Source organism: Micromonospora sp. ATLC20, assembly GCF_057196585.1.
In genome coordinates, this window is the sequence record NZ_JBXUOV010000057.1 from 1 (window position 1) to 24,581 (window position 24,581).

Consider the following 24,581-nt stretch of genomic DNA (forward strand, 5'->3'; position numbering starts at 1 on the left):
CTGCACGGCCTGCCGATGACGGTGAAGGACGTGTTCGAGACCGCCGGTCTGGTGACCACCGCGGGCGCGCCCGAGCTGGCCGGGCACCGGCCGGACCGCGACGCCGAGGCGGTCGCCCGGCTGCGCGCCGCCGGCGCCGTCGTGGTCGGCAAGACCAACGTGCCGCCGTACGCGGGCGACTTCCAGACCGACAACCCGGTGTACGGGCTGACCCGTAACCCGTGGGATCCCGGGCGTACCGCCGGCGGGTCCTCGGGCGGCTCCGCCGCCGCGCTCGCGGCCGGCCTCACCCCGCTGGAGCTGGGCAGCGACATCGCCGGGTCGATCCGGCTGCCGAGCCACTTCTGCGGCGTGTACGGGCACCTGCCGACCTTCTCGGCGGTGCCGACCCGGGGGCACATCCCCGGGCCGCCCGGCACGCTCGGCGCGTCGCCGCTGGGCGCGGTCGGCCCGATGGCCCGGCACCCGGCCGACCTCGACCTGGCGCTGGGCGTGCTGGTGGGCGACGACGCGGGCGGCGTACCGGGCGGGACGCTGCCCCCGGCGCCCCCGGCGACGCGGCGGATCAGCGGCTGCCGGATCGCGGTCTGGCTGGACAACCCGCTGATGCGCACCGACCGGGAGACGCTGCGGGTGCTCCGGGAGTTCGTGGCCCGCCTGGCCGGTGCCGGCGCGCTGGTCGAGGACCGGCTCCGGCCGCCCCGGCCGTTCTACGAGTCCTACGAGATCTACCTGGAACTGCTGCTGGGTGTGCTCAGCACCGACTTCTCCGACGCCGACTTCGCCAAGCTGGCCCGGATCGCCCGCCGGGCCCGCCCCGACGACGACCGCCCGGTGGTGCGGCTCGCCCGGGGCCTCGCCCAGCCGTACCGGGCCTGGCACCGCAGCGCCGAGCGGCAGGCGCGGTCGGCCGCCGCGTGGCAGGCGGTCTTCGAGCGGGTGGACCTGGTGATCACCCCGTCCGCGCCGCTTCCGGCGTACCCGCACCAGACCGACGCTCCCCCGCTGGCCCGGCAGCTCACAGTGGACGGCCGACCGGCGCCGTACGCCGGGCAGCTGGTGTGGGCGAGCCTGGCGAGCCTGGCCCGGCTGCCCGCCACCGCCGTTCCGGTGGGCCGTACCGCGGCCGGGCTGCCGGTCGGGGTGCAGGTGATCGGGCCGCGCTGGGGTGACCGGGGCACGCTGGCCTTCGCCGCGGCGGTACACGAGCTGACCGGCGGCTACACGGCCCCGCCCGGCTACTGAGCCGGACGGCCGCCGTCCGCGCGGCGGACCTGGTCGCCCACCTCGACCACCGCGTACCAGCAGACGCTGCACGCGGCGCGGGCGCTGCCGTGGGCCTGCCGGAGGCGCTCGTGCGACTCGGCCCCCGGGGTGGAGCCGGCCGGCCACCGGGCCGCCACCTCGACGAGGTCGCGGGCCGCGTCGAGCACCGCCGCGAGCGCGTCGCCGAGCGGGTCGGCGCGCGGTCCGACCAGGTCGGCGACGGCGGACAGCAGCGCGTCGGCCCGTTCCACGGGGACGGTACGCGCGGCCGGGGCGGCGTCGGGGGCCGGGCGCCGGCCGTTGGCGACGGTCAGCTTGGTGCCGTTGGCCCGCGCGCCCGCCGGTTCGCCGGTCATGCCGTCACCGCGGCGCCGGGGCGGTCCGGGTCGTGTTCCCGTCCCGCCGGGACCGTCCACCGGCCGGGCGGCCGGTGGTGCCGGACGCCGCCCACGTCGATCTCCACCGGCACCGGGGACTCCACCGTCACCTCCGTGCCCACCTCGACAGTGAGCAGGCCGTGCGGCGTCGGCACCGCCCCGCGCGCCCAGTCCAGGTCACCCAGGCGCGGCGCGACCCGGGCCCGGGCGAAACCGGGTGCCGCCGGGCCCGCGCCGAGCGTGTACAGCGGCAGGTCCCGGCTCGGCGTGGCGGACCAGCCGTGGCAGAGCGAGCCGCCCGACCAGGTCTCCGGCCAGGTGTCCGACTCCTCCGTCAGCAGCGCCCGCCAGTCCCGGCACAGCCGGGCCACGTGCTCCGCGCCGCCGAGCGCGGCGACCGCGTCGTGCACCACGTACCGGAAGAACGGTTGTGCCGCGACCACCTGGCGGTCCACGTCCCAGTCCGGCTGCGGCGGGCCCATCGCGGCCCGCAGCGGCATGACGCCGAAGGACCACGCGCTGGTCACCCGGTCCTCCCGCGCCAGCAGGAACCGCAGCACCGCGGCCCGCGACGCGGCCGGGACGAGGCCGCCGACGACTGCCGCCGCGGCGGCGTGGTCGCTGAGGCCCGGACCGGCCACGCCGTCGTGCGCCCAGTCCCGGTAGCCGCCGCGCGCGGGGTCGAGGAAGATCCGGTACGCCTCGGCGAGGCGGCGGTGCTGCGCGCGCGCCCAGCGGGCCCGGCCGTGGTCGCCGAGCCACGCGGCCATCTCGGCGAAGTCGGTCAGGGCACGTCCCCACAGCCCGTTGAGCACCGCGCCGGCGCCGCGTCCCTGCACGCTGGCCCAGTCCAGCAGCACCCAGCCGGTGACGTCGGTGAGCAGCCCGTCGCGGGCGAACTCGGCGAACCAGCGCAGCACGCCCTCGGCCACCGGCAGCAGCGCGGCCACCTCGTCCCGGTCGCCGGCCCACCACCACAGGTTGCGTACCGACCGGATCCAGTGCAGCGACCAGTCCGGGATGGTGGTGGTGGCGCGGTGCTCGAAGTCGCAGGCCACCGCCATCGGCAGCAGCCCGTCCGGGCCGGGGACGGCGGCCAGGCGCGGATGCCAGCGGGCCAGCCGCCAGTCCGGGTTGGTGACCAGGTCCACGGCCTGGTGCACCACCGAGTCGCCGGTCCAGGCGCGCTGCTCCCGGGTCGGGCAGTCGATGTACGCGTCCTGCGCGGTCAGGTCGACGGTCCGCAGGCCGACCCGGTGGATCTCGTCCAGCAGCGGGTCGCTGCACGTGAAGAACGGGCCGGCCGGCCGCGGGCGCAGCCGTTCGGACACGGTGACGGCGTCCACCGTGACCCGGCCGGACCCGGTCAGGCGCAGCACCGCGTACCGGCCGCCGCCCGGGTCGGCGGTCTCGAACGTGTCGGCGTGCCCGCGCAGCGTGTAGGAGAACGCGGCGCTCGGCGGTGCCGGCACGCCCTCGCCGTCCAGGCGTTCGCCGAGCGAGCCGTCGACGACCACGCCGGCCGGGCCGGTCAGCCGCAGCGCCAGCGTGCCGGCGACGACCCGGCCGAAGTCGGCGGTGAGCACCTCCGGCGACCCGGCGTCCAGGTCGACGGTCAGGGGCAGCGTCACCGGCTCACCGGGTGTGCCGGGCCGGTGGCGCCGCAGCCCCGCCGGGGTCCTCGGCGTCACGGCCGGCGGCGCGGTGACACGCGGCGGCATCGGCCCGTACGGGTCGGTGGGCGGGACCGCCCGGCCGATGCCCCCGAGGTGCAGGGCGGTGACCACGCGGGGCGCGGACCAGCCCTCGTCCGGGTGGCCGGGCCGCAGCCAGTCCGGGTCGAGCCGGCGGCCGTCGAGCACCTCCGGGCGGGCCTGGCCGAGACCGGACGGGCGCTGGCGCGTCCACGCGTCACTCACCCGGCAGCGCCAGGTCCGGTCGGTGCCGAGGACGCCGCCGGGCAGGTCGACCTCGGCGACGAGCACCCCGGCGCCGTGGCTGAACGTCGGCACCGCCGGCATCCACCAGGCGGTCGGTTCGCCGTAGAAGCGCACCAGCACCCCGACGACGTTGACGCCGGGCCGCAGCGCGGGGGCCGCGTCGACGGTGTCGTGGAGCAGGCGGCGCGGATGGCTGCGGGCCGGGCCGCGGGCCAGTTCCACCCCGTTGACCCACAGCACGTACCGGGAGTCGGCGGTGATCCGCATGGGCGCCCGCCCGGGCACCCGGTCGAGCGTGAACTCGCGCCGGAACAGCACCCGCCGGTCGTGGACCCGCTCGTCGACCTCCGGGATGCTCTGGAACTCGCCGGTGCGGCGGATGCCGGTGTCCTGGCACCAGATCCACCGGCCGGTCCACGGCCGGCGCCCGTCCGTCGTCACATCATCCATGGGTCCGGCACCGGCACGCCGAGCAGCGCCCGGCCCACGCGGGTCTCGTGGTACTCGGAGAAGTAGCCGTGGTGGCTGCCGGCGTTGATGTCGCGCCAGCAGCGTTGCAGCGGCGACCGGTTGTAGAGGGCGCTGCCCCCGGCCAGCCGGAAGATCGAGTCGACGGCGGCGGTCCCGGCGCGCATGGCGTTGCCGGTGGCCAGCCGCACCGCGACCCGGTCGTCCATGGTCATCTCGTCGCCGGCGAGCGTACGGTCCCACGCCCGGCCCAGCGTGTCCTGCACGTACGCGTGCGCGGAACGCAACTGCCCCTCGGCCCGCGCGACGGTCAGCTGGACCGACTGCTCCTCGGCCAGCGGCCGGCTCCCCCGCGACTTGTGCGGCGCCACGGTGACGAACTCGTCGATCGCGCGCCGGGCGATGCCCAGCGGGAACCCGGCGAACAGCACGCCCATGAGCGCGAAGAAGGACCAGCGGAAGATGGTCCCGTCCAGCTTGGCCGACTCGAAGATCGGGTTCGCGGTGTACTCCGGCGGCACCCGTACGCCGCTCATGCGCACGTCGTTGCTGCCGGTGCCGCGCAGCCCGGCGACGTCCCAGGTGTCGAGCACCTCGACGTCCGCGGCCGGGACGAAGACCAGCCGCCAGTCGGGGCGCCCGGGCGGGACGACGGCCGGCTTGTCGCCGTCCATCACCATCACGCCGTTGGCGAACCAGGAGGCGTTGCGGCAGCCGCTGTTGAACGGCCAGCGGCCGTCCACGACCAGCCCGCCGCCCGGATCCGGCGTCGCCTTGCCCAGCGGCGCGAACACGGTGGCGATGGCGCGCGGCCGGTCGGCCAGCACCGAGCGGGCGACGTCCGGCTCCAGCCAGGCGACGAAGAACGTGGCGTTGAGGCTGAGGATGGTGAAGCCGACCGAGCCGTCCGCGCGGGACAGCTCGGTGATGACGTCCACCACGGCCATCGGGTCGAGTTCGAGGCCGCCGAACGCCTGCGGCAGCATCAGGTCGATCAGCCCGGCCCGGGAGATCCGGTCCAGCAGATCGGGGGGTACGCAGCCGAGGCGTTCGCCTTCGGCGGCCCGGTCCGCGATCGTCGGCGCCAGTTCCCGGGCCGCCTTGAGGGCGTCGATCGTCACGGGGGTGGTCGAGGTCATTTGACGTTCCTCCACATTCGACACGCGTGCGGATCGGCCGTCGCCGGGTCAGTCTGCCAACGCCGGTACGGCCGGAACAACGATGTGCGCCGGCACAGCGGCCGGCTGGGTGCGGCCGAGCGGCGCGACCGCCTCGGCCAGCGCCGCGAACAGCTCGAACCGGCGCTCGTCGGCGTCCGCGCCCAGGTCCACGACCGCCACGTCGACGCCGAGTTCCGCGAGGTCCTGGAACCGCCGGTGCGCCGCCCGCGGGTCGGCCACGTCCTCGGCGCGCAGCGCGCCGAACGTGGTCCGCAGGATGTCGTCGTAGGGGCGGCCGGCCTGCTCGCAGTTGCGCCGCAGCAGGTCCAGCTTGAGCCGCAGCATCGGCAGCCCGCCCGCCTCGAACAGGTTGCAGGCGTCGGCGTAGCGGGCGACGAGCCGCAGCACCCGCCGCTCGTGCGCGCCGCCGACCAGGATCGGCGGGCGGCGCAGCGGCGGCGGGCACAGCCGGGGCCGGTCGAGCCGGTAGTGCTCGCCGGCGAACGGGGCGGTGTCGCCGTCCCACACCTGCCGGGTCAGCCGCAGGATCTCCTCCAGCCGGGCGAAGCGCTCCGGCCACGAACCGACCGGGATGCCCATGTCCCGCTGCTCCCGCTCGTGCCAGGGCGGCCCGATGCCGAGCCAGGCCCGCCCGCCGCTGAGCACGTCCAGCGTGGCGACGGTCTTGAGCAGCACGCCCGGGTGCCGGTACGTCGCCGAGGTGGTGAGCGTGCCCAGCTCGATCCGGCTGGTCCGGGCCGCGACGAACGCCAGCGCCGTCCAGGACTCCGGCACCGGGTCGTCCTCGCCGCCGAACATGGGGATCTGGAACAGGTGGTCGTTGAGCCAGAGGCTCGCCGCGCCGGCCCGTTCGGCCCGTACGGCGAACGCGGCCAGCCGTTCGCCCAGCGCCGCCGTCCCGCCGGGGCCGGTGAAGTCGCCGACGAACACTCCCATCCGCATCCTGGTGCTCCCTCCACTGCGGCCCGGCCGGGTACGTGTGTGCCAGTCAGCAGCGCTGCAGGATCGAGGCGGTGCCCTGCGAGCCGCCGCAGCACATGGTGATCAGGGCCAGCTCCGTGCCGGTGCGTTCCAGCTCGTGCAGCGCGGTGGTGACCAGCCGGGCGCCGGTGGCGCCCATCGGGTGCCCGAGCGCGATGGCCCCGCCGTTGACGTTGACCCGGTCCAGGTCCGCGCCGAGGCGCCCGGCCCAGGACAGCACCACTGCGGCGAACGCCTCGTTCACCTCGTACCTGTCGATGTCGCCGAGGCTCATCCCGGCCCGGGCGAGGATCCGGCCGGTGGCCTCCACCGGGCCGTCGAGCAGGTAGTACGGGTCGGCGCCGGTCACCACCTGGTGGGTCAGCCGGGCGCGGGCCGGCAGGCCGAGCGCCCGGGCCCGGCCGGCCGACATCCACAGCACCGCCGCGGCGCCGTCGGAGACCTGCGAGGTGGTGCCGGCGGTGTGCAGGCCGCCGTCGACAGTGGGGCGCAGCGCGGCCAGCCCTTCCGGGGTGGAGGCGCGCAGCCCTTCGTCGACTGCGACCGGTGGGCCGCCGGGCACCGGCACCGGCACGACCTCGCGGTCGAAGTGCCCGGCGGCCCAGGCCGCGGCGGCCCGCCGCTGCGAGCGCAGGCCGTACGTGTCCAGCTCGCCCCGGGTCAGCCCCTGGCGCGCGGCGATCCGCTCGGCCCCGCCGAACTGCAGCCGGGGCGGGTCGTCCCACGGGTAGTCCTCGGTGCGGAAGTCGGCCGCACCGGTGAAGTTGCTGCCCACCGGCACCCGGCTCATCGACTCCACCCCGCAGGCGATGCCGACGTCGATGGCCCCGGCGTGGATGAGCGCTGCGACCAGGTGGTTTGCCTGCTGGGCCGAGCCGCAGCTCACGTCCACCGTGGTCGCCGCGACCCGGTGGTCCAGTCCGGTGGACAGCCACGCGTTGCGGGTCACGTTGAGGCCCTGCTCGCCGACCTGGGTCACGCAGCCGCCGATGATCTGGTCGACGTCCGCGGGTGCGACGCCGGTGCGCTCCAGCACGGCCAGCAGCACGTGGCGCAGCAGGACCGCGGCGTGCACGCCGCTGAGCGCGCCCCGGCGGCGGCCGATCGGGGTGCGGACCGCCTCGACGACGACCGGGTCGCGGTCGGGCGGGGTCACCGGGGCACCAACCGCACCGGCAGGCTGGTCCGGCCGCGCAGCACCAGGCTGCGGGTCAGCACCGGCTCCCCGGCCGGCTCCACCCGGAGCGCGGCGGCGAACAGCTCGTGCAGCACCGCCGCGACCTCGGCGGTGGCCAGCCGCGCCCCGAGGCAGAAGTGCGGGCCCGCGCCGAAGCCGACGTGGTCGTTGGGGCGGCGGTCCGGCCGGAACTCGTCCGGCTGGTCGAACCGGCGGCCGTCGCGGTTGGCCGCGCCCCAGACCAGCAGCACCCGGGCGTCGGCGGGCAGCGTACGGCCGTGCAGCTCCACCGGCTCGCGGGTGCCCCGCCACAGCGCCTGCACCGGGGTGTCGTAGCGGATCGCCTCGTCCACGGCGGTCGGCACCAGGCCCGGGTCGTCGCGGATGCGGTCCTGCAACCCGGGGAAACGCAGCAGCGCGGCCATCAGGTTGGTCAGCAGGTTCGTGGTGGTCTCGATGCCGGCGACGAGCAGGAACGCGCAGAACGCCAGCAGCTCCTGCTCGGACACCCCGGCGGAACGGGCGGTGGCGATCGCGTCGAACAGGTTCGCCCGGCCGGGCGTGGCGCGGCGGAGCTGACGGCTGAAGTAGCGGAACATCTCGATCCCCCGGCCCACCCGGGGCGGCCCGGACGCCTGGTCGAGGTCCTTGGTGATGACAGTGGACCAGTCCCGGAACTCCTCGTGCATGTCCGCCGGCACGCCGAGCAGGTCGGCGAGCACGAGCACCGGCAGCGGCTCGGCCAGGTCGGTGAAGAAGTCCCCGCACCCGGCCTCGCTGCGTTCCCGCAGCACCCGTACGCGCTCGCGGGCCAGCGCGCGGATCCGGGGCGTCGCCGCGGTCACCGAGGCGGGGGTGAAGGCGCCGGCCACGGCGCGCCGGAAGATCTGGTGCTCGGGCGGATCGGTGGCGATGAGCACCCGCACCGATGGCGCGCCGATGCGGTAGCTGACGCCGGTCTGCGGGCCGCCGGCGACCGCGAAGTCCGGGCTCATGCCGATCTTCGAGGAGAACCGGGCCGGGTCGCGGGCGATGGCCACCACGTCGTCGTACCGGGTCACCATCCACACGTCGTACTCGGGCAGGTAGCTGACCGGGTCGTGGTCGCGCAGCCGCGCGTAGGCCGGGTACGGGTCGGCCAGGACGGCGGGGTCGAACGGGTCGAACAGTCGCGCCGACTCCCGTGCGCTCGCGGTCATCCGCAGCCTCCCGCCGTGTCGGTGTCGTACGCCCCGATCCGCCGGGCCGCGCCGGCCGGGGCGGGCCGCCGCACCGGGGTGGGGTGTTCCAGCTCGGCGACGAAGTCGTCCACCCGGTCCAGGCCCCAGAACCGGTGTCGGCCGATCCGGAAGTACGGGATGCCGAAGATGTCGTCGTGGTACGCCTGCTCCAGGCAGTCGACCGCCTCGGCCCGGATCAGCGGGTCGTCGGTGGCCCGGGCCGCCGGTCCGGGGTCGAGCCCGGCCTCCCGGGCGATGCGCTCGACCGCCTCGACGGTGCAGATGTCCTCGCCGCGCTCCCAGCGGGCCGCGCACGCCGCCTCGTAGAACTGCCGGGCCCGGCCGGCGCGGCGGGCAGCCAGCCAGGCCAGGTGCGGCAGCTCCCACCACGGGTCGTCGTCGATCGGCCAGCGCATCGGCACGCCGACGCGGGCCGCCTGCCGTTTGGTGTCGTGCAGGATGTAGAGGTGCTTCGCCTTGCTCATCTGGGCGTAGTGCAGCTCCGCGCCACGTTCCCGCAGCGCCGCCTCGGTGACCGCGTCCGGGTTCCAGAACGGCACGAAGGTGACCCGGTCGTCCAGGTCCGGCACCCGCCGGCGCAGGACGGTGATCGCCAGCCAGCTGAACGGGCTGCGGAAGGAGAAGTGCACGCGCGGCTGTGTCGTCGGTGTCATCGGGCCGGCCTCTCCGCGTCGGTGCCGTACCGGGCGAACCGGTCGATCGACCGGCCGAGCCGGTGGGCGTGTCGCCGGTGGCAGAAGTGGTCGTAGTCGGGTTCGCAGGCGAGCAGGCCCAGCGGCAGCCGGTCGGTGAGCGCCCGCAGGTGGTCCCGGTTGAGCCCGGGATCGCGTTCGCCGCCGACCACCAGCACCGGGATCTCCACCGTCTGCACCGGCAGGTGGCCGCTGGCCAGGTACTGCTCGAAGACCGCCAGGAACGCGCTCGGGCCGGTGCGCTCCCACGCCCGTTCGAGCATCGATTCGAGGATGTCGGGTTCCAGTGACGTCTTGCGGGCGGTCAGCCGCGAGCGCAGCCCGTCGCTGATCTGGCGCTGGAAGATCCGCCGCGACCTGTCGAACGCGCGCCAGGTCACCGGCGCGTCGTGCGGCCGGTAGAACGGCGTGGTCAGCACCGCCGAGCGGGCCGGCGGCTGCGGGCTGGTGGCCAGCAGCTCCAGGATCGCGTTGGCGCCGAAGGAGTGCCCGACCAGGACGGTCGGTGGCGCGGGCAGCTTCGACAGCCCGGCCGCCACCCACTCCCCCGGCCGCCCGGCGTACCGCCAGGAGTAGTCGTTGCCGGCGTGCCAGGGCACGCACATCGCCAGCGTCCGCCACTGCGGGCCGAGGCTGCGGGCGAGCGCGGTCCAGCCCCGGCAGTCGTCCTCCATGCCGTGCACGAACACCGCGACCGGGCCGTCGCCGTCGGCCGCAGTGGCGTCCCGGTCGTCGGCGGTGAGGCCGTGCAGTCGCGGTGGGATCATCGCCGGCTCCGGCCCCGGACCACCGCGGCGCCGACGCCGCCCTCCGGCGTCCGCGCCACGAGCAGCGCGTACGCGCCGTCGCGGCCCGGGTCGGCGCGGTGCCGGGCGAGCACCGCGGCCAGTTCCCAGGCCGCGGTCGCCGCCTGGCAGTCCCCGACCACGTCGTCGACGTGCAGCCGCTCGGCCGGCGAGCGCCCGCCGAGCCCGTCGTCCACCGCCGCCCAGACCTCGGCGTCGTCGCGCGCGTCGCCACGCCGGCCGCAGGCGACAGTGGTCACGTCCGCGCCGTCCACGCCGGCCTCGGCCAGCGTGGCCCGGACGAGTGCGGAGAGCGCGGCGGGCCGGGACTGCCCGGCCGGGCAGAAGCCGACCCGCACGGCGAGGACGGCGCCGTCGGCCGGCCCGTCCGGTTCGCGGCGCAACACGAACGCGGCGCCGCCCTCCCCGGCGACGGTCCCGCCGGTGCGCCGCACGGTCCAGGCGGCGTGCGGGGTGAACTCCTCCACCGTGGCGGCCAGCAGCACGTCGGCACGGCCCCGGCGGAACAGGTTCGCGCTGTAGCGCAGCCCGGTCAGGAACGCCAGCGGCCCTCCGGCGACGGTGGCGTTCGGCCCGTGCAGCTTGTACCAGATGGCCGACTGGCCGGCCGCGCAGTTCATCACGGTGTTCGGGAACAGCGCCGGGTTCACCAGGTACGGCGGCTGCTGGGTGAACGTCTCCGCCGCGTAGTCCACGCTCGACTTGACGCTGCCGGCGGTGGTGCCGGTGACGATGCCGATCCGGTCCCGGTTGTCGTCGGTGACCACCAGGCCGGCGTCCTCGATGGCCCGGCCGCAGGCGACCACAGTCAGCGAGGTGCGCCGGTCGAAGAAGGCGGTGCCGCGGCGGCGCAGGTGCGCCTTGACGTCGAAACCGACCAGGGCGTGCGCCCGCGCGTCAGGTAGTTCGTCGGCGTACATGCCGGTGACCGGCACCGGCTGCGGCGCGGCCCCGAGCGCCGTGGCGAGCGCCTCCGGGCTGTCCGCGGCCGGACCCACGACGCCCCAGCCGGCGATCGTCAGCGCGGTCACGACGGCGCCCCGAGCAGGACGATGGCGTTGTTGCCGCCGAACGCGAAGCCGTTGTTCTGAGCCACCCGTACCGGCGCGGGGCGGGCCCGGTTCGGGATCGGGTCGAGCCACGACATGGCCGGGTCCGGCGACGCCCAGTTCACCGTCGGCGGCAGGAACCCCCGGGCGATGGCGACGGCGGACGCGATCGCGCCGAACGCGCTCGCCGCGCCCATGGTGTGGCCGAGCATCGACTTGATCGAGCTGACCGGCGGCACCTTCCCGTCGAACGCCTCGAACAGCGCCTCCGCCTCGGTGGCGTCGTTGGCGGCGGTGCCGGTGCCGTGCGCGCAGACGTAGTCGACGTCCGACGGGCTGATCCCGGCGTTGTCGAAGGCCAGGCGCATGCACGCGGCGATGGTCGCCGCGTTCGGCGCGACCATGTGGCTGGCGTCGCAGTTCAGCGCGTAGCCGAGCACCTCGGCGTAGGGCCGGGCACCACGCGCGGCGGCGTGGTCGGCGGACTCCAGCACCAGCATCGCGCCGCCCTCCGCGGTGACCATGCCGGAGCGGTTCAGGTCGAACGGCGCGCAGGCGGTCTCGGCGACGGCACCGAGCCGCACGAACCCGGCGTGCGCCCACCGGCACACCGAGTCGGCGCCGCCGGTGAGCATCACCTCGGCGTCGCCCGCGGCGATCGCGTCGTACGCGTAGCCGATGGCGTAGTTGCTCGCCGAGCAGGCGGTCGCCAGCGTCACCGACTCACCCGTCACGCCCAGCTCCTCGTTCACGGCGAAGGCCAGCCGCCCGGCCGGCAACCCCGCCAGCAGCGCCGGATCCACGGCGGCGAACCCGGCGTCGACCACCCGCCGGCCGAACTCCTCGGTCAGCTTCGACTCACCGCTGGTGGTGCCGACCACCACGCCGACCCGGTCCGGTGCCAGCGCACCGGCGTCGAGCGCCACGTCCAGGCCGGCGTCACGCACCGCGAGCCGGGCCGCGGCGGCCGCGAACAGGGACGAGCGGCCCCACGCCGCGACGTCGAGCCGGCGCAGCAGGTCCGCCGGGACGAAGTCGCGGACCTCACCGGCCATGGTGCGCGGGAAGCCGGTGGTGTCGAAGCTGCGGATCGGCCCGACACCCACGCGCCCCTCGCGCAGCCCCTGCTCGAAGGCGCGGGCCCCGATGCCGATGTTGGAGACCGGCCCGACGCCGGTGATCACGACACGGTTCATCGCACTAGCTGTCCCAGCCCGCGTAGGTGGCGGTGATCTCGTACACCGCCTTGAGGTTTTCCATCCCGGCCAGCTCCCGCTGCGGGATCTCCACCTTGTAGCGCTTCTCGATCCGCGCCAGCATCTCGATCGCCCGCAGCGAGTCGGCCTCGTACTCGTCCTGGAAGTCGGCGGTGTCCGTCAGCTCCGACGGCTCGACCTCGAGCACCTCCGCGACCAGCTCGCGCAGCTCCTCGAGGTGGGTTTGCTTGTCCGACATGACACTGTTCCTCTCCTGGTACGACGGTCGGTGGGGCACGGCACGGGCGTCACAGGACGATCCCGCCGTCGACGTGGAAGACCTGGGCGGTGATGTACGACGCGGCGGGCGACAGCAGGAAGGCCACCAGCGGCGCCACGTCGTCCGGTACGCCGAAGCGCCCCAGCGGGATGGCGGCGAGCGCCTTGGCGCGCGACTTCGACGGCAGCGCCGAGGTCATGTCGGTGTCGATGAACCCGGGCGCGACCACGTTGGCCCGCGACCCGTAGGGCGCCATCTCCTTGGCCAGCGAGCGGGTCAGGCCGATGATGCCGGCCTTCGCCGCCGCGTAGTTGGTCTGACCGGCGTTGCCGTAGACACCGGCGACCGAGGAGATGTTGACGATGTCGCCGGCCCGCCGCTTGAGGAAGCGGAACCCGACGGTGCGGCACAGGTTCCAGGTGCCGGTGAGGTTGACGTCCAGCACGTCCCGCCACTGGTCGGCGCGCATGAGCACGGCCGGGGCGTCCCGGGTGATGCCGGCGTTGTTGACCAGCCCGGTCAGCGGGCCGATCTTCTTCTCCGCCAGCGCCACCAGCTCCTCGACGGCGTCCGGGTCGGACACGTCGCAGGACTGGAACAGGCAGCGCACGCCGTGGGCGGCGACCTCCGCCTCGGCCGCCTCGGCGTCCTCGCCGTCGCGCCGGTAGCAGCCGGTGACGTCGTAGCCCAGACCGGCCAGGTGCACCGCGACGGCGCGGCCGATGCCCCGGGAGGCGCCGGTGACCAGGACGTGCCCGGCGGACTCGGAGCCGCTCATGCCGGCGTACCCCCTTCCCCGGCGCCCGGCCGGAACTCGACGTAGGCGAACCCGCCCGGCAGCGCCACCGGCGCGGCCGGATGCACGGCCCGCAGGCCGGCCACCGCCCCCAGCGCCGCCAGTTGCGCGGCGGTGCGCTGGCGGCCGGCGAAGAGGGTGAGCATCTTCAGGTCGGCGGCGGCCGACCACCGGTCCGGTTCGCCGGCCGGGATGTCCTCCACCACGAGCACCCGGCGGCTCACCGCGGCGCAGCGGCGCAGGATCGCCGCGGCGGTCGCGTCGTCCCAGTCGTGCAGGATGTCGAACAGCAGGTGGGTGTCGCCCTCGGGCACGGCGTCGAGGAAGCTGCCGGCGACCACGTCGCACCGGTCGGAAAGGCCCGCCTCCCGCACCGCCGCGCGCGCCCCGGCCGCCGGTCCGGGCAGGTCGAACACGGTGCCGCGCAGACCGGGGTGGGCGCCCAGGACGGCGATCATCGTGGCGCCGCGACCGCCGCCCACGTCGACCAGGTGCCGGGTGCCGTCCCAGGGCACCACGGCGGCCAGGTCGGCGGCGACGCGCCGGGACTTGCCGGCCATCAGCGCGTCGAAGGCGTCACCGCGGGCCGGGTCGGCGGCCAGGTCGTCCCAGAAGGAGCGGCCGTGGACCCGGTCGTACCCGGGTTCGCCGGTGCGCACCGCGTGCAGCAGCCCGGCCAGCGCCAGGTCCATCCGCCCGCCCGGCCCGTCCAGGTCCAGCCAGGCCCGCAGGCCCGACGGGTGGGCGGTGGCGAGCATCCGGCCGGCCGGGGTGACCGCGTACGTGCCCGGCTCGGGTTCGGTGTAGAGGCCGAGCTGGACCAGGTAGCGCAGGAGCCGGCCGAGCGCGTCCGGGTCGGCGCCGCCGGCCCGGGCGAGCGCCTTGAGCCCGGTGTGACCGTCGGCGATGTGGTCGGACAGCCGCAGCGTGGCGGCGACCCGCACGGCGAACGGCGGGAGCATCTCGAGCATCGCCGAGATGTCGGCGCGACGGGCGACCATGGTCAGCGGTCCGCCGTGTACAGCCGGCCCCGCGACCAGACCCGCGGCACGCCGCCCCAGCGCATCGCGGAGGCGGCGTCGGGGAAGAAGCCGCGTCCGGGGTGGTTGGCGCTGGTGTTGCAGAGCACCGGGATGCCGGAGTGCCGCTCGTACGCGGTGAGCAGTTCGAACAGCAGCGGATGGGCCGGGCCGACGGTCTGCAGCCGGGCGCTGCCGTCGGCGTGCACCACCGCCGGCACGCGGTCCCGCCACCCGGGCCGGATGTGGTGCTCGAAGAGCATGTACGGGTCGGGGGTGCCGGGGTCGAACACCTCCGGCGCCCGCTCCTCCAGGCAGATCGGCGCCACCGGCCGGTACGACTCGCGCAGCTTGATCTCGTTGAGCCGGTCCTTCATCGCCGGGTCGTGCGCCGGGGCGATGATGCTGCGGTGGCCCAGGGCGCGCGGGCCCAGCTCGGCCCGGCCGTCGACCACCACGACCGGTTCGCCGGTGCGGTGCAGCAGCTCGGCGAGTTCGGCGACGCTGCACGGGCGGCCGGTCCAGCCGGGCGGGACCGGCGAGTCGACGAGGTCCGGGCCGTCGAACACCGACCAGCGCAGCGCGGCGCGGCCGGTGCGGCGGAACAGCTCCGCGCAGGCGGTGCCGATGGCCGAGCCGGCGTCGTTCGGGAACGGCGGCACCCACACGTCGCTGAAGTCGCCGCTGGCCCGCAGCCCGGAGTTCCACTTGATGTTCAGCGCGCAGCCGCCGGACAGGCAGAGCGGCTCGCCGGCCCGCACGTAGGCGGCGCCCGGGCCGGTACGCAGCCCGCGCAGCAGCAGCCGGAACAGGAACTCCTGGAACGAGGCGAGGATCGCCGCGTCCGAGAGCCGCAGCGGCGCGAGCCGGCGCCGGGCCTGATGACTCCAGAGGAACGCGCCGGTGATGCCGATCGGCAGCATCGACTCGGCCAGCTCGGTCATCACCGTGATCGCCTCCTCGCTGGCCGGGGCCAGTGAGGCGTACGCCATCGCCTTGCCGGAGACCGGCAGCAGCGCCTCCAGCTGGGCGAAGTCGCCCAGCCCGCCGAGCCGGCGGCGCTCGTCGGCGGGAACGCCGAACGGCGGGAACAGCGAGGCGAAGATCGGGTAGAGGGCACCGACGATCGGGACCACCACGCCGAGCGAGTGCAGCGCGGGCGTGGCCGGGTCGAACCGGTAGAGGGTGGCGGGCATGCCGCCGTCCCACACCAGGATCAGCGCGGCCCGGTCCGCCGCCGCGTACGGGCTGGTGCTGTAACCGGCGAACGCGTGGCCCGTGGCGTGCGGGTAGCTGGAGTAGTCGAAGGTCTTCGAGCCCAGCGGCAGGCCGCTGCCGGTGGTGCGCGGGTGGGCCGGCAGCGGGTTGCCGGGCTCGGCGATGACCGCGTAGCCGGCCAGGTCGATCATCTGCCGCCCGCCGTCGGGCAGCTCGATCTCCGCCGCGGTCCGTCCGTCGCCGGACTGCACCCAGCCGTCGACGCTGATCGCGTCGATGTCGCCGATGCCCAGGCCGTGGCGTTCCAGCTCGGCCACCACGCCGCTCAGGTCGGTGAGGCGGGCGTGGCGGCGGCGGTTGCCGACCTTCTCCTCCTCGACCGACCAGAGCAGACGGTCGCCCCGGATGAGGGCGTGCGCGCCGTCGTGGGTCAGTTTCAGCCCGCAGATGACCTCGTCGTGCTCGGACAAGTCCGCACCTCCACCGATCGTTGCCAGCCCTCACACGGTCCGAAGTGGACCGTCACTCCGTCGTGGCGGCCAGCGGCTCGGCGTCCTTGCTCTCCAGCTGCCGCACCACGTGGTTCTCGATGTCGGCGGCGGTACGGATGTTCTGCACGCTCTGCTCGTCGATCGGCGGCAGGTCGAACTCGTCCTCCAGGGCGAAGGCGAGCTCCAGGAGGGCCAGGGAGTGGTACTCCAGGTCCTCGACGAGGAGCACCTCGTCCTGGTCGCCCTTCTCCGGGTTGGGGGCCAGTTCGAGGACCAGCTCCCGCACCCGCTTCCGCGTCTGCTGCTCATTCGGAATCGGCACGGGGGCACCGTAACCCCGCCCCGAGCGCCCCCGGAAGCGTGCGCGAACTCGACCGCGGACACCCTCCGGAGGCGGGCTCAGAGGCGCTCGTAGAGCACGTCGTCGGACCACACGTACCGGGTGCGGCCCCAGGACATGGCGGTGCCCGGGTCGGGGAAGAAACCGCGTCCCGGCAGGTTCGCGCTGGTGTTGCAGAGCACCGGTACGCCGCTGAGGCGCTCGTAGGCGCGCAGCAGGTCGTGGACCACCTGGTTGCCGGCGTCGACGGTCTGCAGCCGGGCGCTGCCGTCGACGTGCACCACCGCCGGGATACGTTCCACCCAGCCGGCCCGGACGTCGTGGTCGAAGAGCATGTACGGGTCGCGGGTGCCGGGCGCGAACACCTCCGGCGCCCGCTCCTCCAGGCAGATCGGCGCCACCGGCCGGTACCACTCCCGGCCCTTGATCTCGTTGAGCCGCTGCTGCATGTCCCGGCTGGTGGCGGGCGCGATGAGGCTGCGGTGCCCGAGCGCGCGCGGGCCCAGCTCGGCCCGCCCGGTGAGCACGACGACCACCTCGCCGCGCTCGTGCAGCAGCGCGGCCAGGTCCTCGACCGGGCACGGCCGCGACGTCCAGCCCGGCGGCACCACGCCGTCCCAGCGCAGCTCCGGCCCGGCGAACTCGCTCCACTGAAGACCGGTACGCCCGGTCGTGCGGGCCATCTCGGCGCACGCGGCGCCGATCGCCGAGCCGGCGTCGTTGGGGAACGGCGGCACCCACACCCGCGGGAAGTGCCCGCTGCTCCGCAGGCCGGAGTTCCACTTGATGTTCAGCGCGCAGCCGCCGGACAGGCACAGCGGCAGCGCCCGCAGCTCCGGGTGCCGGTCGAGCATCGCCACCATGCCGGTGACCAGGGCCCGGAACAGGTACTCCTGGAACGAGGCGAGCAGCTCGGCGTCGGTGGCGCCGAGGCCCCGGGCGAGCTGGAGCACCCGCTGGCTCCACTGGAACGAGCGCATCGGCGTGTCGACCGCGCCGAACTGCGTGGTGACGGCGCCCATCACGTCGATCACCGCCTCCACCGGTTTGCCCAGCCCGGCGTACGCCATCGCCTTGCCGGAGACCGGGAGCAGCGCCTCCATCCCGAACCGGCGGTCCGGGTCGGCGCTGCGCCGGTCGACCCGGAACGGGTCGAAGTGCGAGGCGAAGATCGGGTACAGGCCGCCGATGAACTCGTTGACCCGGCCGACACCGCGTACCCGGGGCCCGTCCGGTTCGACCAGGTAGAGGAAGGGCGGCATCCCGCCGTCCCAGACCAGGCCGAGCGCCGGCTCGCCGCGCTGCGCGAACGGGCTGGTGCAGTAGCCGGCGAACAGGTGCCCGGTGGCGTGGGTGTAGCTGGCGAAGCCGGCCGGGCCGAACCGCTGCGGCAGCGGGCCGTGCCGCGCGTCGAGGGGCCGTGCCGCGTCGGTCACCGGGTCCTCGTAACCGGCCACGTCCAGCGGGTGCGGGCGCGCGCCGTCGAGCAGCCACACGTACGAGGTGCCGTCCCGGTCCCGGGCCCAGCCGTCGACGGCCACGCCGGTCAGCTCGCCCGCCGACAGGCCGTGCCGGCGCAGTTCGTCGTGGATCACGTCGATGTCGTGCAGTTCCGAGTGGCGGTTGTGGTTGTCGAGCTTCTCCGCCTCGGTGGAGAACAGCAGCCGACCGTCGTCGATCACGGCCACCGCGCCGTCGTGCGTGACCTTCAGTCCGCAGATCAGGGATCGTCCAGGCACCTTCGCAGCCTCCTCGCCGGGTCCGTTCAACTGGGCAGAATGCCCAGTTGCCCGCACCTGACCGGGCAGGCGTGCCAGGGACATCGCGCCCACGTCACACGTCGAGCGCATGCTCGCGCCGGGCCGGCCGGCGCCGCAAGCGTGCCCGCCGGCCGGCTCGCGCGGGCCTGCCGCCGTCGCGTGGCACCGCGTTACGCTCCGCCCACCCGTGCCCAGGAGGTCCCCGATGGACGGACAGGATCGCGCCGCGGCGGCAGGCTCGCCGCTGACCGACTGGGTGCACCGGCCGCGCCCGGACGCGGCGGTCCGCTTCGCCGGACCCGGCGACGGGTGGGACGAGTGGAGCTACGAGCGGCTCGCCGAGGGCGCCCGCCGGGTCGCCGCCGGGCTGCGCTCGGCCGGGACCGCCGACGGCGACACGGTGGTGATCGTGGAGCCCACCGGGCCCCGGTTCATCCAGCTCTACTTCGGCGCGATGGTGGCCGGCGCGGTGCCGGTGCCGACCGCGCCGCCCGCGTTCGGCCAGGATCTGACCGGGTACGCGCGGGCGCTGGCCCACCTGGTCGGCCGGGCCGCCCCGCGGATGGTGGTGACGTCCGCCGCGCTGGCCGGGCAGCTCGCCGGGCTGGTGCCGCCGCCGGTGCCGGTGCGGGTCGACGACGACGTGATCGCCACCGCCGACCCGGGCCCGTGGCCGGGCTGGGCCCCGGCCGAGCTGGCGATGCTCCAGTTCACCTCCGGCTCGACCCGGGCGCCGCGCGGGGTCCGGGTGCCGGTGCCGGCGCTGGAGGCCAACGTGGCCGCCATCGCGCGGTGGCTGCGGATGCGGCCGGAGGACCCGACCGCGTCGTGGCTGCCGATGCACCACGACATGGGGCTGATCGGCTGCCTCATCACGCCCGTGGTGCGGCAGAGCGACCTGTGGCTGCTCTCCCCCGAGCAGTTCGTCCGGTCCCCGCTGCGCTACCTGCGCTGCTTCGGCGTCCACGGCGCGCGGCTCACCGCGATGCCGACGTTCGGGCTGGAACACGTCGCGCGCAAGGTACGCCCGCAGGACCTGGACGGCATGGACTTCTCCGCCTGGCGGGCGGTCATCGTCGGCGCCGAGCGGGTCGGCACCGGCGCGGTGGAGCGCTTCGTGCGGCTGCTGGCCCCGTACGGGCTGGACCCGCGCGCCATCCTGCCCGCGTACGGGCTGGCCGAGGCGACACTCGCCGTCACCGGTCTGCCGCTGGACGAGCTGTGGACGTCGGTGCCGCTGGACCCGCGGCGGGTGGTGCTCGACGGGCCGGTGCCGCTGGTGCCGGAGGCAGGTGGCGCGCTCGTCGGCTCCGGCCGCCCGCTGGACGGGATCCGGGTCGCGATCGTCGACCGGGACGGCCGGGAACTGCCGGAGGACCACGTCGGCGAGATCGTGGTGGACGGTCCCTGCCTCACCGACGGCTACCACAACGAGCCGCCGGACGCCGACACCGGCCGCCGGGACGGTCCGCTGGTCACCGGCGACGCCGGGTTCCTGCACGACGGCCAGCTGTTCGTGCTGGGCCGCATCGGCGACAGCGTGAAGGTGCGCGGCCGTACGCTGCTGGCCGAGGACGTGGAGGCGGCGCTGGAGTCGGCCGGGCTGCCGCGCCACCGGCAGACCGTCCTGCTGGGCATGCGCGGGGACCGGCCGACCGCGGTGGTGGTGGTCGAGCAGGCCGACCCGCTGCGGCTGGAGGCGGCGCAGGGGCTCGTCGGCCGGGTGACCGAGGGTGCCGACCTGGTGTTCGTCCGGACCGGCGTCGGCACCATCCCGCGAACCACGAGTGGCAAGCCGAAGCGGCGTGAGCTGTGGAGAATCTTCCTGACAGGACAGCTGACCACAGCCGCCGCACACTCGGAGGATCCTTCATGACCGCACGTCCGGACGTCGTCGTCCTCGGTTCCGGTGTCACCGGTCTCAGCACCGGCATCCGGCTGGCCGAGGGAGGCGCGCGGGTGCTGATCCGTACCGCGGAACCGCCCGCGCGGACGACCTCGATGCAGGCCTCGGCGCTGGTCGGCCCGAACCTGTCACCGCCGGACGACCCGCAGCGCGCCTGGACCGACGAGACACTGCGGGTGCTGCGCGACGAGCCGATGCCGGGCGTGACGCTGTGCGAGGGCGTACTCGCCGCCCGGCCCGCCGGTGCCACCCCGCCGTTCGTGGAGCAGACCCCGGGGTTCCGGCCGCTGGACGAGCACGAGCGCCCGGCGGGCTTCGGCACCGCGTTCACCGTCCGGCTGCCACTTGTCGACATGCCCGTCTACCTCGCGTACCTCCAGCAGCGTTTCCTGGACGCCGGCGGCGAGCTGCGCACCGAGCCGGTGGCCTCGCTCGACGAGGCGGCGGCGGTGGCGCCGGTGGTGGTCAACTGCACCGGGCTGGCCGCGCGGGCGCTGACCGGCGACGACGAGCTGTACCCGGTGCGCGGCCCGAAGATCGTGGTGCGCAACCCGGGGATCGAGCGGTTCTTCCTGGAGGCGCCGATGACGCCCACCTGGGCGTCGATCTTCCCGCACGGCGACCACGTGGTGCTCGGCGGCGCGCAGCGGCGCAGCGACGACACCACGCCCGACCCGGCCGAGGAGCGGGACATCGTCGCGCGGTGCGCCGCGATCGAGCCGGCCCTGGCCGGCGCCGAGGTGCTCGCGCACACCGTCGGGCTGCGTCCCGGCCGCCCGGCCCCGCGGGTGGAGGCCGAGCGCCGGGGGGACGCGCTCGTCGTGCACAACTACGGCCACGCGGGGAACGGCGTCATGCTCTCGTGGGGATGCGCCCGCGACGCCGCCGCGCTGGCGCAGGGCGGCGGGACCACCGACCGGCCTGACGAGTGAGCCGGCGCCGCCGGGCGCCGGCCTGACCGGAGGGACACCATGTCCACTGCCACCTGGGCGTCCGGCGCCGACGCGTCGGCCCTGTTCCGCACCGCCGCGGACCGGGTCCGCGCGATCGACGTGCAGCACATCCGGGATGCGCTGTACGCGCCCGGCGGCTCGTACCGGTGGCCCCGGCACCGGATCAACGAGGTGGAGCTGGAGTGGCGGCGCTGGCGGCTGCGTCACCACCTCGGACTGCGCGACGAGCCACCGGCCTCGATCCGGCTGTACGAGCGCCTGGCCGTGTCGGCCGGGGTGCCGCCGGCCGACGTGTCACCGCTGGCCGGCGGTGGCCCGCTGGTCGACGCGACGTACGACCAGATGTTCCCGCAGGGCCCGCTGATCATCAGGGCGGTGAAGTCGCGGGTGGTGCGGCGGCCCACCGACCACGAGGTGGACGAGGAGTACGCGGCGCTGCTGCGCGAGTCCAGCGGCCGGCGCAGCGACTACCTGTCCATGCTGGACCCGTCCGGCTACTACTGGCACATGCCGGACCTGATCTCGGCGGCCACCGCGCGGGAGTGCATGAAGGACGTCGAGGTGCTGCTGGCCGCCCCGCGCGGGGAGTCCTTCGCGGGCGGGCCGCAGCCGGGCTGGGACGTCGAGCACGACGCGCTGGTGAGCCGTTCGATGAACGCGTACCTGGGCGCCGGGCCGACCCTCATCAAGATCCACGAGGATCCGGCGCTGGTCGCCGAGATCAGCGCCCGGATGGGCCGGCCCATGCACCCGACCCGGTGCACGTACCTGCGCTACGAGAAGGGCGACTACCTGGGCGTGCACACCGACCAGCCGACGTGCGAGGTGTCGCTGCTGTTCACCATCGCCGGCGACCCGGGGCCGATGCGCTCGTACCTCGACGAGACCGGCCACGACCCGGCCTGGCTGGACCGGTGGGTGCGGGAGGCGGGCAACTTCCCCGACGGCGGGCTGGACTTCATCTACCAGCCGCGCGAAGGGCTGGCGCTGACCGGCCGGGCGGTGCCGCACGCCCGCCTGCCGCAGGCGGAACGGGCCGTCATCGGCGCGTTGTTCTACAGCGGCCTGACCTGACCCGCGCTCCGGGCGCCCCGGAGAGGGCGCCCGGACGGCGGCTCACCGGGGACGGTGACGCACCTGCGCGCCGGTGTAGCCGTGCAGCCCGGCCACACCGCCCTCCACGCCCAGCCCGCTGCACTTCAGGCCGCCGTACGGCTGGTCCGGGGTCAGTTCGGCGTGCGAGTTGACCCACACCGTGCCCGCGTCCAGCCGCGCGGCGACGTCCCAGGCGCGCTGCGGGTCCGCCGACCACACCGAGGCGCCCAGCCCGTACGGGCCGGCGTTCGCGGCCCGGACCGCGTCGTCGAGATCGGTGTACGGCACCACGGGCAGCACCGGCCCGAACTGCTCCTGCGTCACGACCGCCAGGTCGTCGGTGGCGCCGGCGAGAACGGTGGGAGCGTAGAACCGTCCCGGGCCGGGCAGCGGCGCGCCACCGGCCGCGACCCGCGCTCCCCCGGCGGTGGCCGCCTCGACCAGCGCGGTGACCCGGCGCAACTGCGCCCCGGTGGTGAGCGGCCCCAGCTCGGTGCCCTTCACCGCGCCGTCGCCGACCCGGGTGGCCCGGGCCCGGTCGGCCAGCGCGTCGACCACGCGACCGTACCGAGACGCCGGCACGTACAGCCGTTTCACCAGCATGCACGCCTGCCCGCTGTTGGCGAACGCCTCCCAGAACAGCTTCTCGGCGATCGCGTCCGGGTCGGCGTCGTCGAGCAGGATCGCCGGGTCGTTGCCGCCCAGTTCGAGGGTGAGCCGCTTGAGCCCGGCCCCGGCGGAGGCGGCGACCCGGCGCCCGGCGGCCACCGACCCGGTGAACGTCACGTGCGCCGGCACCGGATGCGCGACCATCGCCGCGCCGAGGTCGTCCCCGCCGGACACGACGTTCACCACGCCGGGCGGGAACAGCGGCGCCAGCAGCCGCCCCAGTTCCAGCACGGCCAGCGGCGCGTACGGCGAGGGCTTGAGCACGACCGTGTTGCCGGCCCGCAGCGCCGGGGCCAGCTTGGCCGCGGCGATCGCGACCGGGAAGTTCCACGGGGTGATCGCGGCGACCACGCCCAGCGGGCGGCGGGCCAGCTCGACGTGCCCGCGCCGGTCGTCGCGCAGCAACTCGGCGCCGAGGTCGAGTCCGGCGTGGTAGCGCAGCGCGCCGGCCGCGCCGTACGCCTCGGCGATCGCCATCGCCGCCGGTTTGCCCTGCTCGGCGGTGACCAGGGCGCCGAGGCGGGACGCGGCCCGCGACACCTCCTTCGCGGCGGCGAGCAGCGCGGCACGCCGGGCCTCGTCGTCGGCGGCCCAGCCGCCGGCGGCGGCGAGCGCCGCGTCCATCGCCCGGTCGAGCTGCCGGCCGGAACAGACCGGGGCGGCGCCCAGCGGCGCGCCGGTCGCCGGGTTGTCGACCGGGAGGACGGCGGCCGCCTCCTCGGCCACGCCGCCGATCGTCATCGCCGGGGCGTGCTCAGCGGTCGCGGTCATGGTGGCGTCCTCCGTCACATGCGGCCCGCGCGGCGGGCGTCCTCGATCGATGGGTAGACGGGCCGGAAGCCCAGGTCCCGGCGGGCGGCGGTGGTGTCCACGACGCAGCCCAGCGGGCCGCCCTCCTCCGCGTCGCCGGCTCCGGCGCCGCGCGCGGTGAACTCCGCGGCCAGCGGGCGCAGCAACGCCGCCGAGGCCGGCTCGTCGTCGGCCAGGTTGTACGTGTGCCCGGCGGCGGCCGGGCTGCCCAGCGCGGCGAAGATGCCGGCCCGCACGTCGGCGTGGTGCACCAGGTGCAGCCGCTCGTCGTCCGGCCGGTGCGCGGCCCAGCTCAGCGCGTCGGCGAGATGCGGGTCGCCCTCGCCGTAGGTGAACGCGACACGCAGCACGCACACCTCCAGCTCCCCACCGGTGAACTGCCGCAGCGCCGCCTCCGCGCCGAGCTTCGCGGCCGGGAACGACGACTCCGGCGACTCCAGCAGCGGGTCGTCCTCGCGTACCGGCCGGTCGCCGGCGGGCGCGTAGACCAGGTAGCTGCTCATCTGCACGAACCGGCGCACCCCGGCGTCGAGCGCGGCGCGGGCCAGCGCCGCGGTCGCGGTCCGGTTCACCTCCTCGGCGCCCGGCCCGTCCAGGCCGACGAACGCGGACGCGATGTGCACCACCGCGTCGACCCCCTCGACCGCGCTGCGGCACACCGCCGGGTCGCGCAGGTCGCCGGTGACGAGCCGGCCGCCGCCCGGCCCCGGGCCGGGGCCCCACACCAGCAGGCGCGCCTCGCCGCCGAGCCGCTTGAGGTGGGGCAGCAGCCGGGCACCGACCCGGCCGGTCGCGCCGGTGAGCAGGATCCGGCCGAGCGGCGCCGGCTCGGCGTCGACGGTCTCCACTGGTACGCGCATGGCTGTCGCC

The 24,581-nt window shown here is 75.5% G+C and carries 22 protein-coding genes; 4 read left to right on the forward strand and 18 right to left on the reverse strand.

Annotated elements, in window-relative coordinates; all coding sequences use genetic code 11:
• The coding region (locus AC2CHG_RS14605) for an amidase family protein (protein WP_484524933.1) at positions 1-1,245 on the forward strand (1,245 nt) is incomplete at its 5' end.
• Here the strand turns inward: AC2CHG_RS14605 and AC2CHG_RS14610 are convergent.
• From AC2CHG_RS14610 to AC2CHG_RS14685, 16 genes are all read right to left on the reverse strand, one after another.
• A complete protein-coding gene (locus AC2CHG_RS14610) occupies positions 1,239-1,622 on the reverse strand; it encodes a hypothetical protein (protein WP_484524934.1) in 384 nt (127 codons plus the stop codon). The two genes, AC2CHG_RS14605 and AC2CHG_RS14610, sit on opposite strands and share 7 nt — an antisense overlap.
• Entirely contained in the window at positions 1,619-4,033 is a 2,415-nt protein-coding gene (locus AC2CHG_RS14615; protein WP_484524935.1) for an alpha-L-rhamnosidase-related protein, read from the reverse strand. The genes AC2CHG_RS14610 and AC2CHG_RS14615 overlap by 4 nt, the downstream gene beginning before the upstream one ends.
• Positions 4,021-5,190, reverse strand: coding sequence for an acyl-CoA dehydrogenase family protein (locus AC2CHG_RS14620; protein WP_135239713.1), 1,170 nt, complete (start codon positions 5,188-5,190; stop codon positions 4,021-4,023). Before AC2CHG_RS14620 ends, AC2CHG_RS14615 begins: the two co-directional genes overlap by 13 nt.
• Positions 5,191-5,238: 48 nt before the next feature.
• Complete coding sequence (locus AC2CHG_RS14625; protein ID WP_269696765.1) at positions 5,239-6,174, reverse strand: TIGR03560 family F420-dependent LLM class oxidoreductase; 936 nt, start codon at positions 6,172-6,174, stop codon at positions 5,239-5,241.
• A gap of 46 nt (positions 6,175-6,220) precedes the next feature.
• A complete protein-coding gene (locus AC2CHG_RS14630; RefSeq protein ID WP_194800061.1) occupies positions 6,221-7,369 on the reverse strand; it encodes a steroid 3-ketoacyl-CoA thiolase in 1,149 nt (382 codons plus the stop codon).
• Complete coding sequence (locus AC2CHG_RS14635; protein ID WP_484524936.1) at positions 7,366-8,589, reverse strand: cytochrome P450; 1,224 nt, start codon at positions 8,587-8,589, stop codon at positions 7,366-7,368. The genes AC2CHG_RS14630 and AC2CHG_RS14635 overlap by 4 nt, the downstream gene beginning before the upstream one ends.
• Entirely contained in the window at positions 8,586-9,284 is a 699-nt protein-coding gene (locus tag AC2CHG_RS14640) for a DsbA family protein (RefSeq protein ID WP_484524937.1), read from the reverse strand. Before AC2CHG_RS14640 ends, AC2CHG_RS14635 begins: the two co-directional genes overlap by 4 nt.
• Entirely contained in the window at positions 9,281-10,090 is an 810-nt protein-coding gene (locus tag AC2CHG_RS14645) for an alpha/beta fold hydrolase (protein ID WP_135239708.1), read from the reverse strand. Before AC2CHG_RS14645 ends, AC2CHG_RS14640 begins: the two co-directional genes overlap by 4 nt.
• Positions 10,087-11,160, reverse strand: coding sequence for a beta-ketoacyl synthase N-terminal-like domain-containing protein (locus tag AC2CHG_RS14650; protein ID WP_262014489.1), 1,074 nt, complete (start codon positions 11,158-11,160; stop codon positions 10,087-10,089). Before AC2CHG_RS14650 ends, AC2CHG_RS14645 begins: the two co-directional genes overlap by 4 nt.
• Positions 11,157-12,374, reverse strand: a complete 1,218-nt coding sequence (locus tag AC2CHG_RS14655; RefSeq protein ID WP_262014490.1) for a beta-ketoacyl-[acyl-carrier-protein] synthase family protein — start codon at positions 12,372-12,374, stop codon at positions 11,157-11,159. Before AC2CHG_RS14655 ends, AC2CHG_RS14650 begins: the two co-directional genes overlap by 4 nt.
• A 4-nt stretch (positions 12,375-12,378) precedes the next feature.
• Positions 12,379-12,633, reverse strand: a complete 255-nt coding sequence (locus AC2CHG_RS14660) for an acyl carrier protein (protein ID WP_135239705.1) — start codon at positions 12,631-12,633, stop codon at positions 12,379-12,381.
• 49 nt (positions 12,634-12,682) lie between these two features.
• Complete coding sequence (gene fabG / locus AC2CHG_RS14665) at positions 12,683-13,432, reverse strand: 3-oxoacyl-[acyl-carrier-protein] reductase (RefSeq protein WP_262014491.1); 750 nt, start codon at positions 13,430-13,432, stop codon at positions 12,683-12,685.
• Positions 13,429-14,451: a methyltransferase gene (locus AC2CHG_RS14670; RefSeq protein ID WP_355511208.1), complete on the reverse strand. Its 1,023-nt coding sequence runs from the start codon at positions 14,449-14,451 to the stop codon at positions 13,429-13,431. The genes fabG and AC2CHG_RS14670 overlap by 4 nt, the downstream gene beginning before the upstream one ends.
• Positions 14,452-14,453: 2 nt before the next feature.
• Positions 14,454-16,157 carry a carbamoyltransferase N-terminal domain-containing protein gene (locus tag AC2CHG_RS14675; protein WP_135239702.1) on the reverse strand — a complete coding sequence of 568 codons (1,704 nt, stop codon included), beginning with the start codon at positions 16,155-16,157 and terminating at the stop codon, positions 14,454-14,456.
• A 52-nt stretch (positions 16,158-16,209) separates the two neighbouring features.
• Entirely contained in the window at positions 16,210-16,500 is a 291-nt protein-coding gene (locus AC2CHG_RS14680) for a phosphopantetheine-binding protein (RefSeq protein ID WP_216933389.1), read from the reverse strand.
• A 77-nt stretch (positions 16,501-16,577) separates the two neighbouring features.
• Positions 16,578-18,257, reverse strand: coding sequence for a carbamoyltransferase N-terminal domain-containing protein (locus AC2CHG_RS14685; RefSeq protein WP_484524938.1), 1,680 nt, complete (start codon positions 18,255-18,257; stop codon positions 16,578-16,580).
• Between the two features lie 226 nt (positions 18,258-18,483).
• Between AC2CHG_RS14685 and AC2CHG_RS14690 the strand changes: the two genes are divergently transcribed.
• From AC2CHG_RS14690 to AC2CHG_RS14700, 3 genes are read left to right on the forward strand one after another with little or no spacing between them, the layout of a single operon-like run.
• On the forward strand, positions 18,484-20,154 hold the full coding sequence (locus AC2CHG_RS14690; RefSeq protein WP_463840655.1) for an AMP-binding protein: 1,671 nt from the start codon (positions 18,484-18,486) through the stop codon (positions 20,152-20,154).
• Positions 20,151-21,116 (forward strand): FAD-dependent oxidoreductase, encoded by a 966-nt coding sequence (locus AC2CHG_RS14695; RefSeq protein ID WP_366620419.1) that lies wholly within the window; start codon positions 20,151-20,153, stop codon positions 21,114-21,116. Before AC2CHG_RS14690 ends, AC2CHG_RS14695 begins: the two co-directional genes overlap by 4 nt.
• 39 nt (positions 21,117-21,155) lie before the next feature.
• Positions 21,156-22,211, forward strand: a complete 1,056-nt coding sequence (locus AC2CHG_RS14700; protein ID WP_135239698.1) for a hypothetical protein — start codon at positions 21,156-21,158, stop codon at positions 22,209-22,211.
• A gap of 42 nt (positions 22,212-22,253) precedes the next feature.
• Here AC2CHG_RS14700 and AC2CHG_RS14705 read toward each other — a convergent pair whose 3' ends face one another.
• Together AC2CHG_RS14705 and AC2CHG_RS14710 are read right to left on the reverse strand one after the other, a co-directional pair.
• On the reverse strand, positions 22,254-23,672 hold the full coding sequence (locus AC2CHG_RS14705; RefSeq protein WP_357209600.1) for an aldehyde dehydrogenase family protein: 1,419 nt from the start codon (positions 23,670-23,672) through the stop codon (positions 22,254-22,256).
• Between the two features lie 14 nt (positions 23,673-23,686).
• A complete protein-coding gene (locus AC2CHG_RS14710; protein ID WP_357209599.1) occupies positions 23,687-24,571 on the reverse strand; it encodes an NAD-dependent epimerase/dehydratase family protein in 885 nt (294 codons plus the stop codon).
• Between the last annotated feature and the right edge of the window lie 10 nt (positions 24,572-24,581).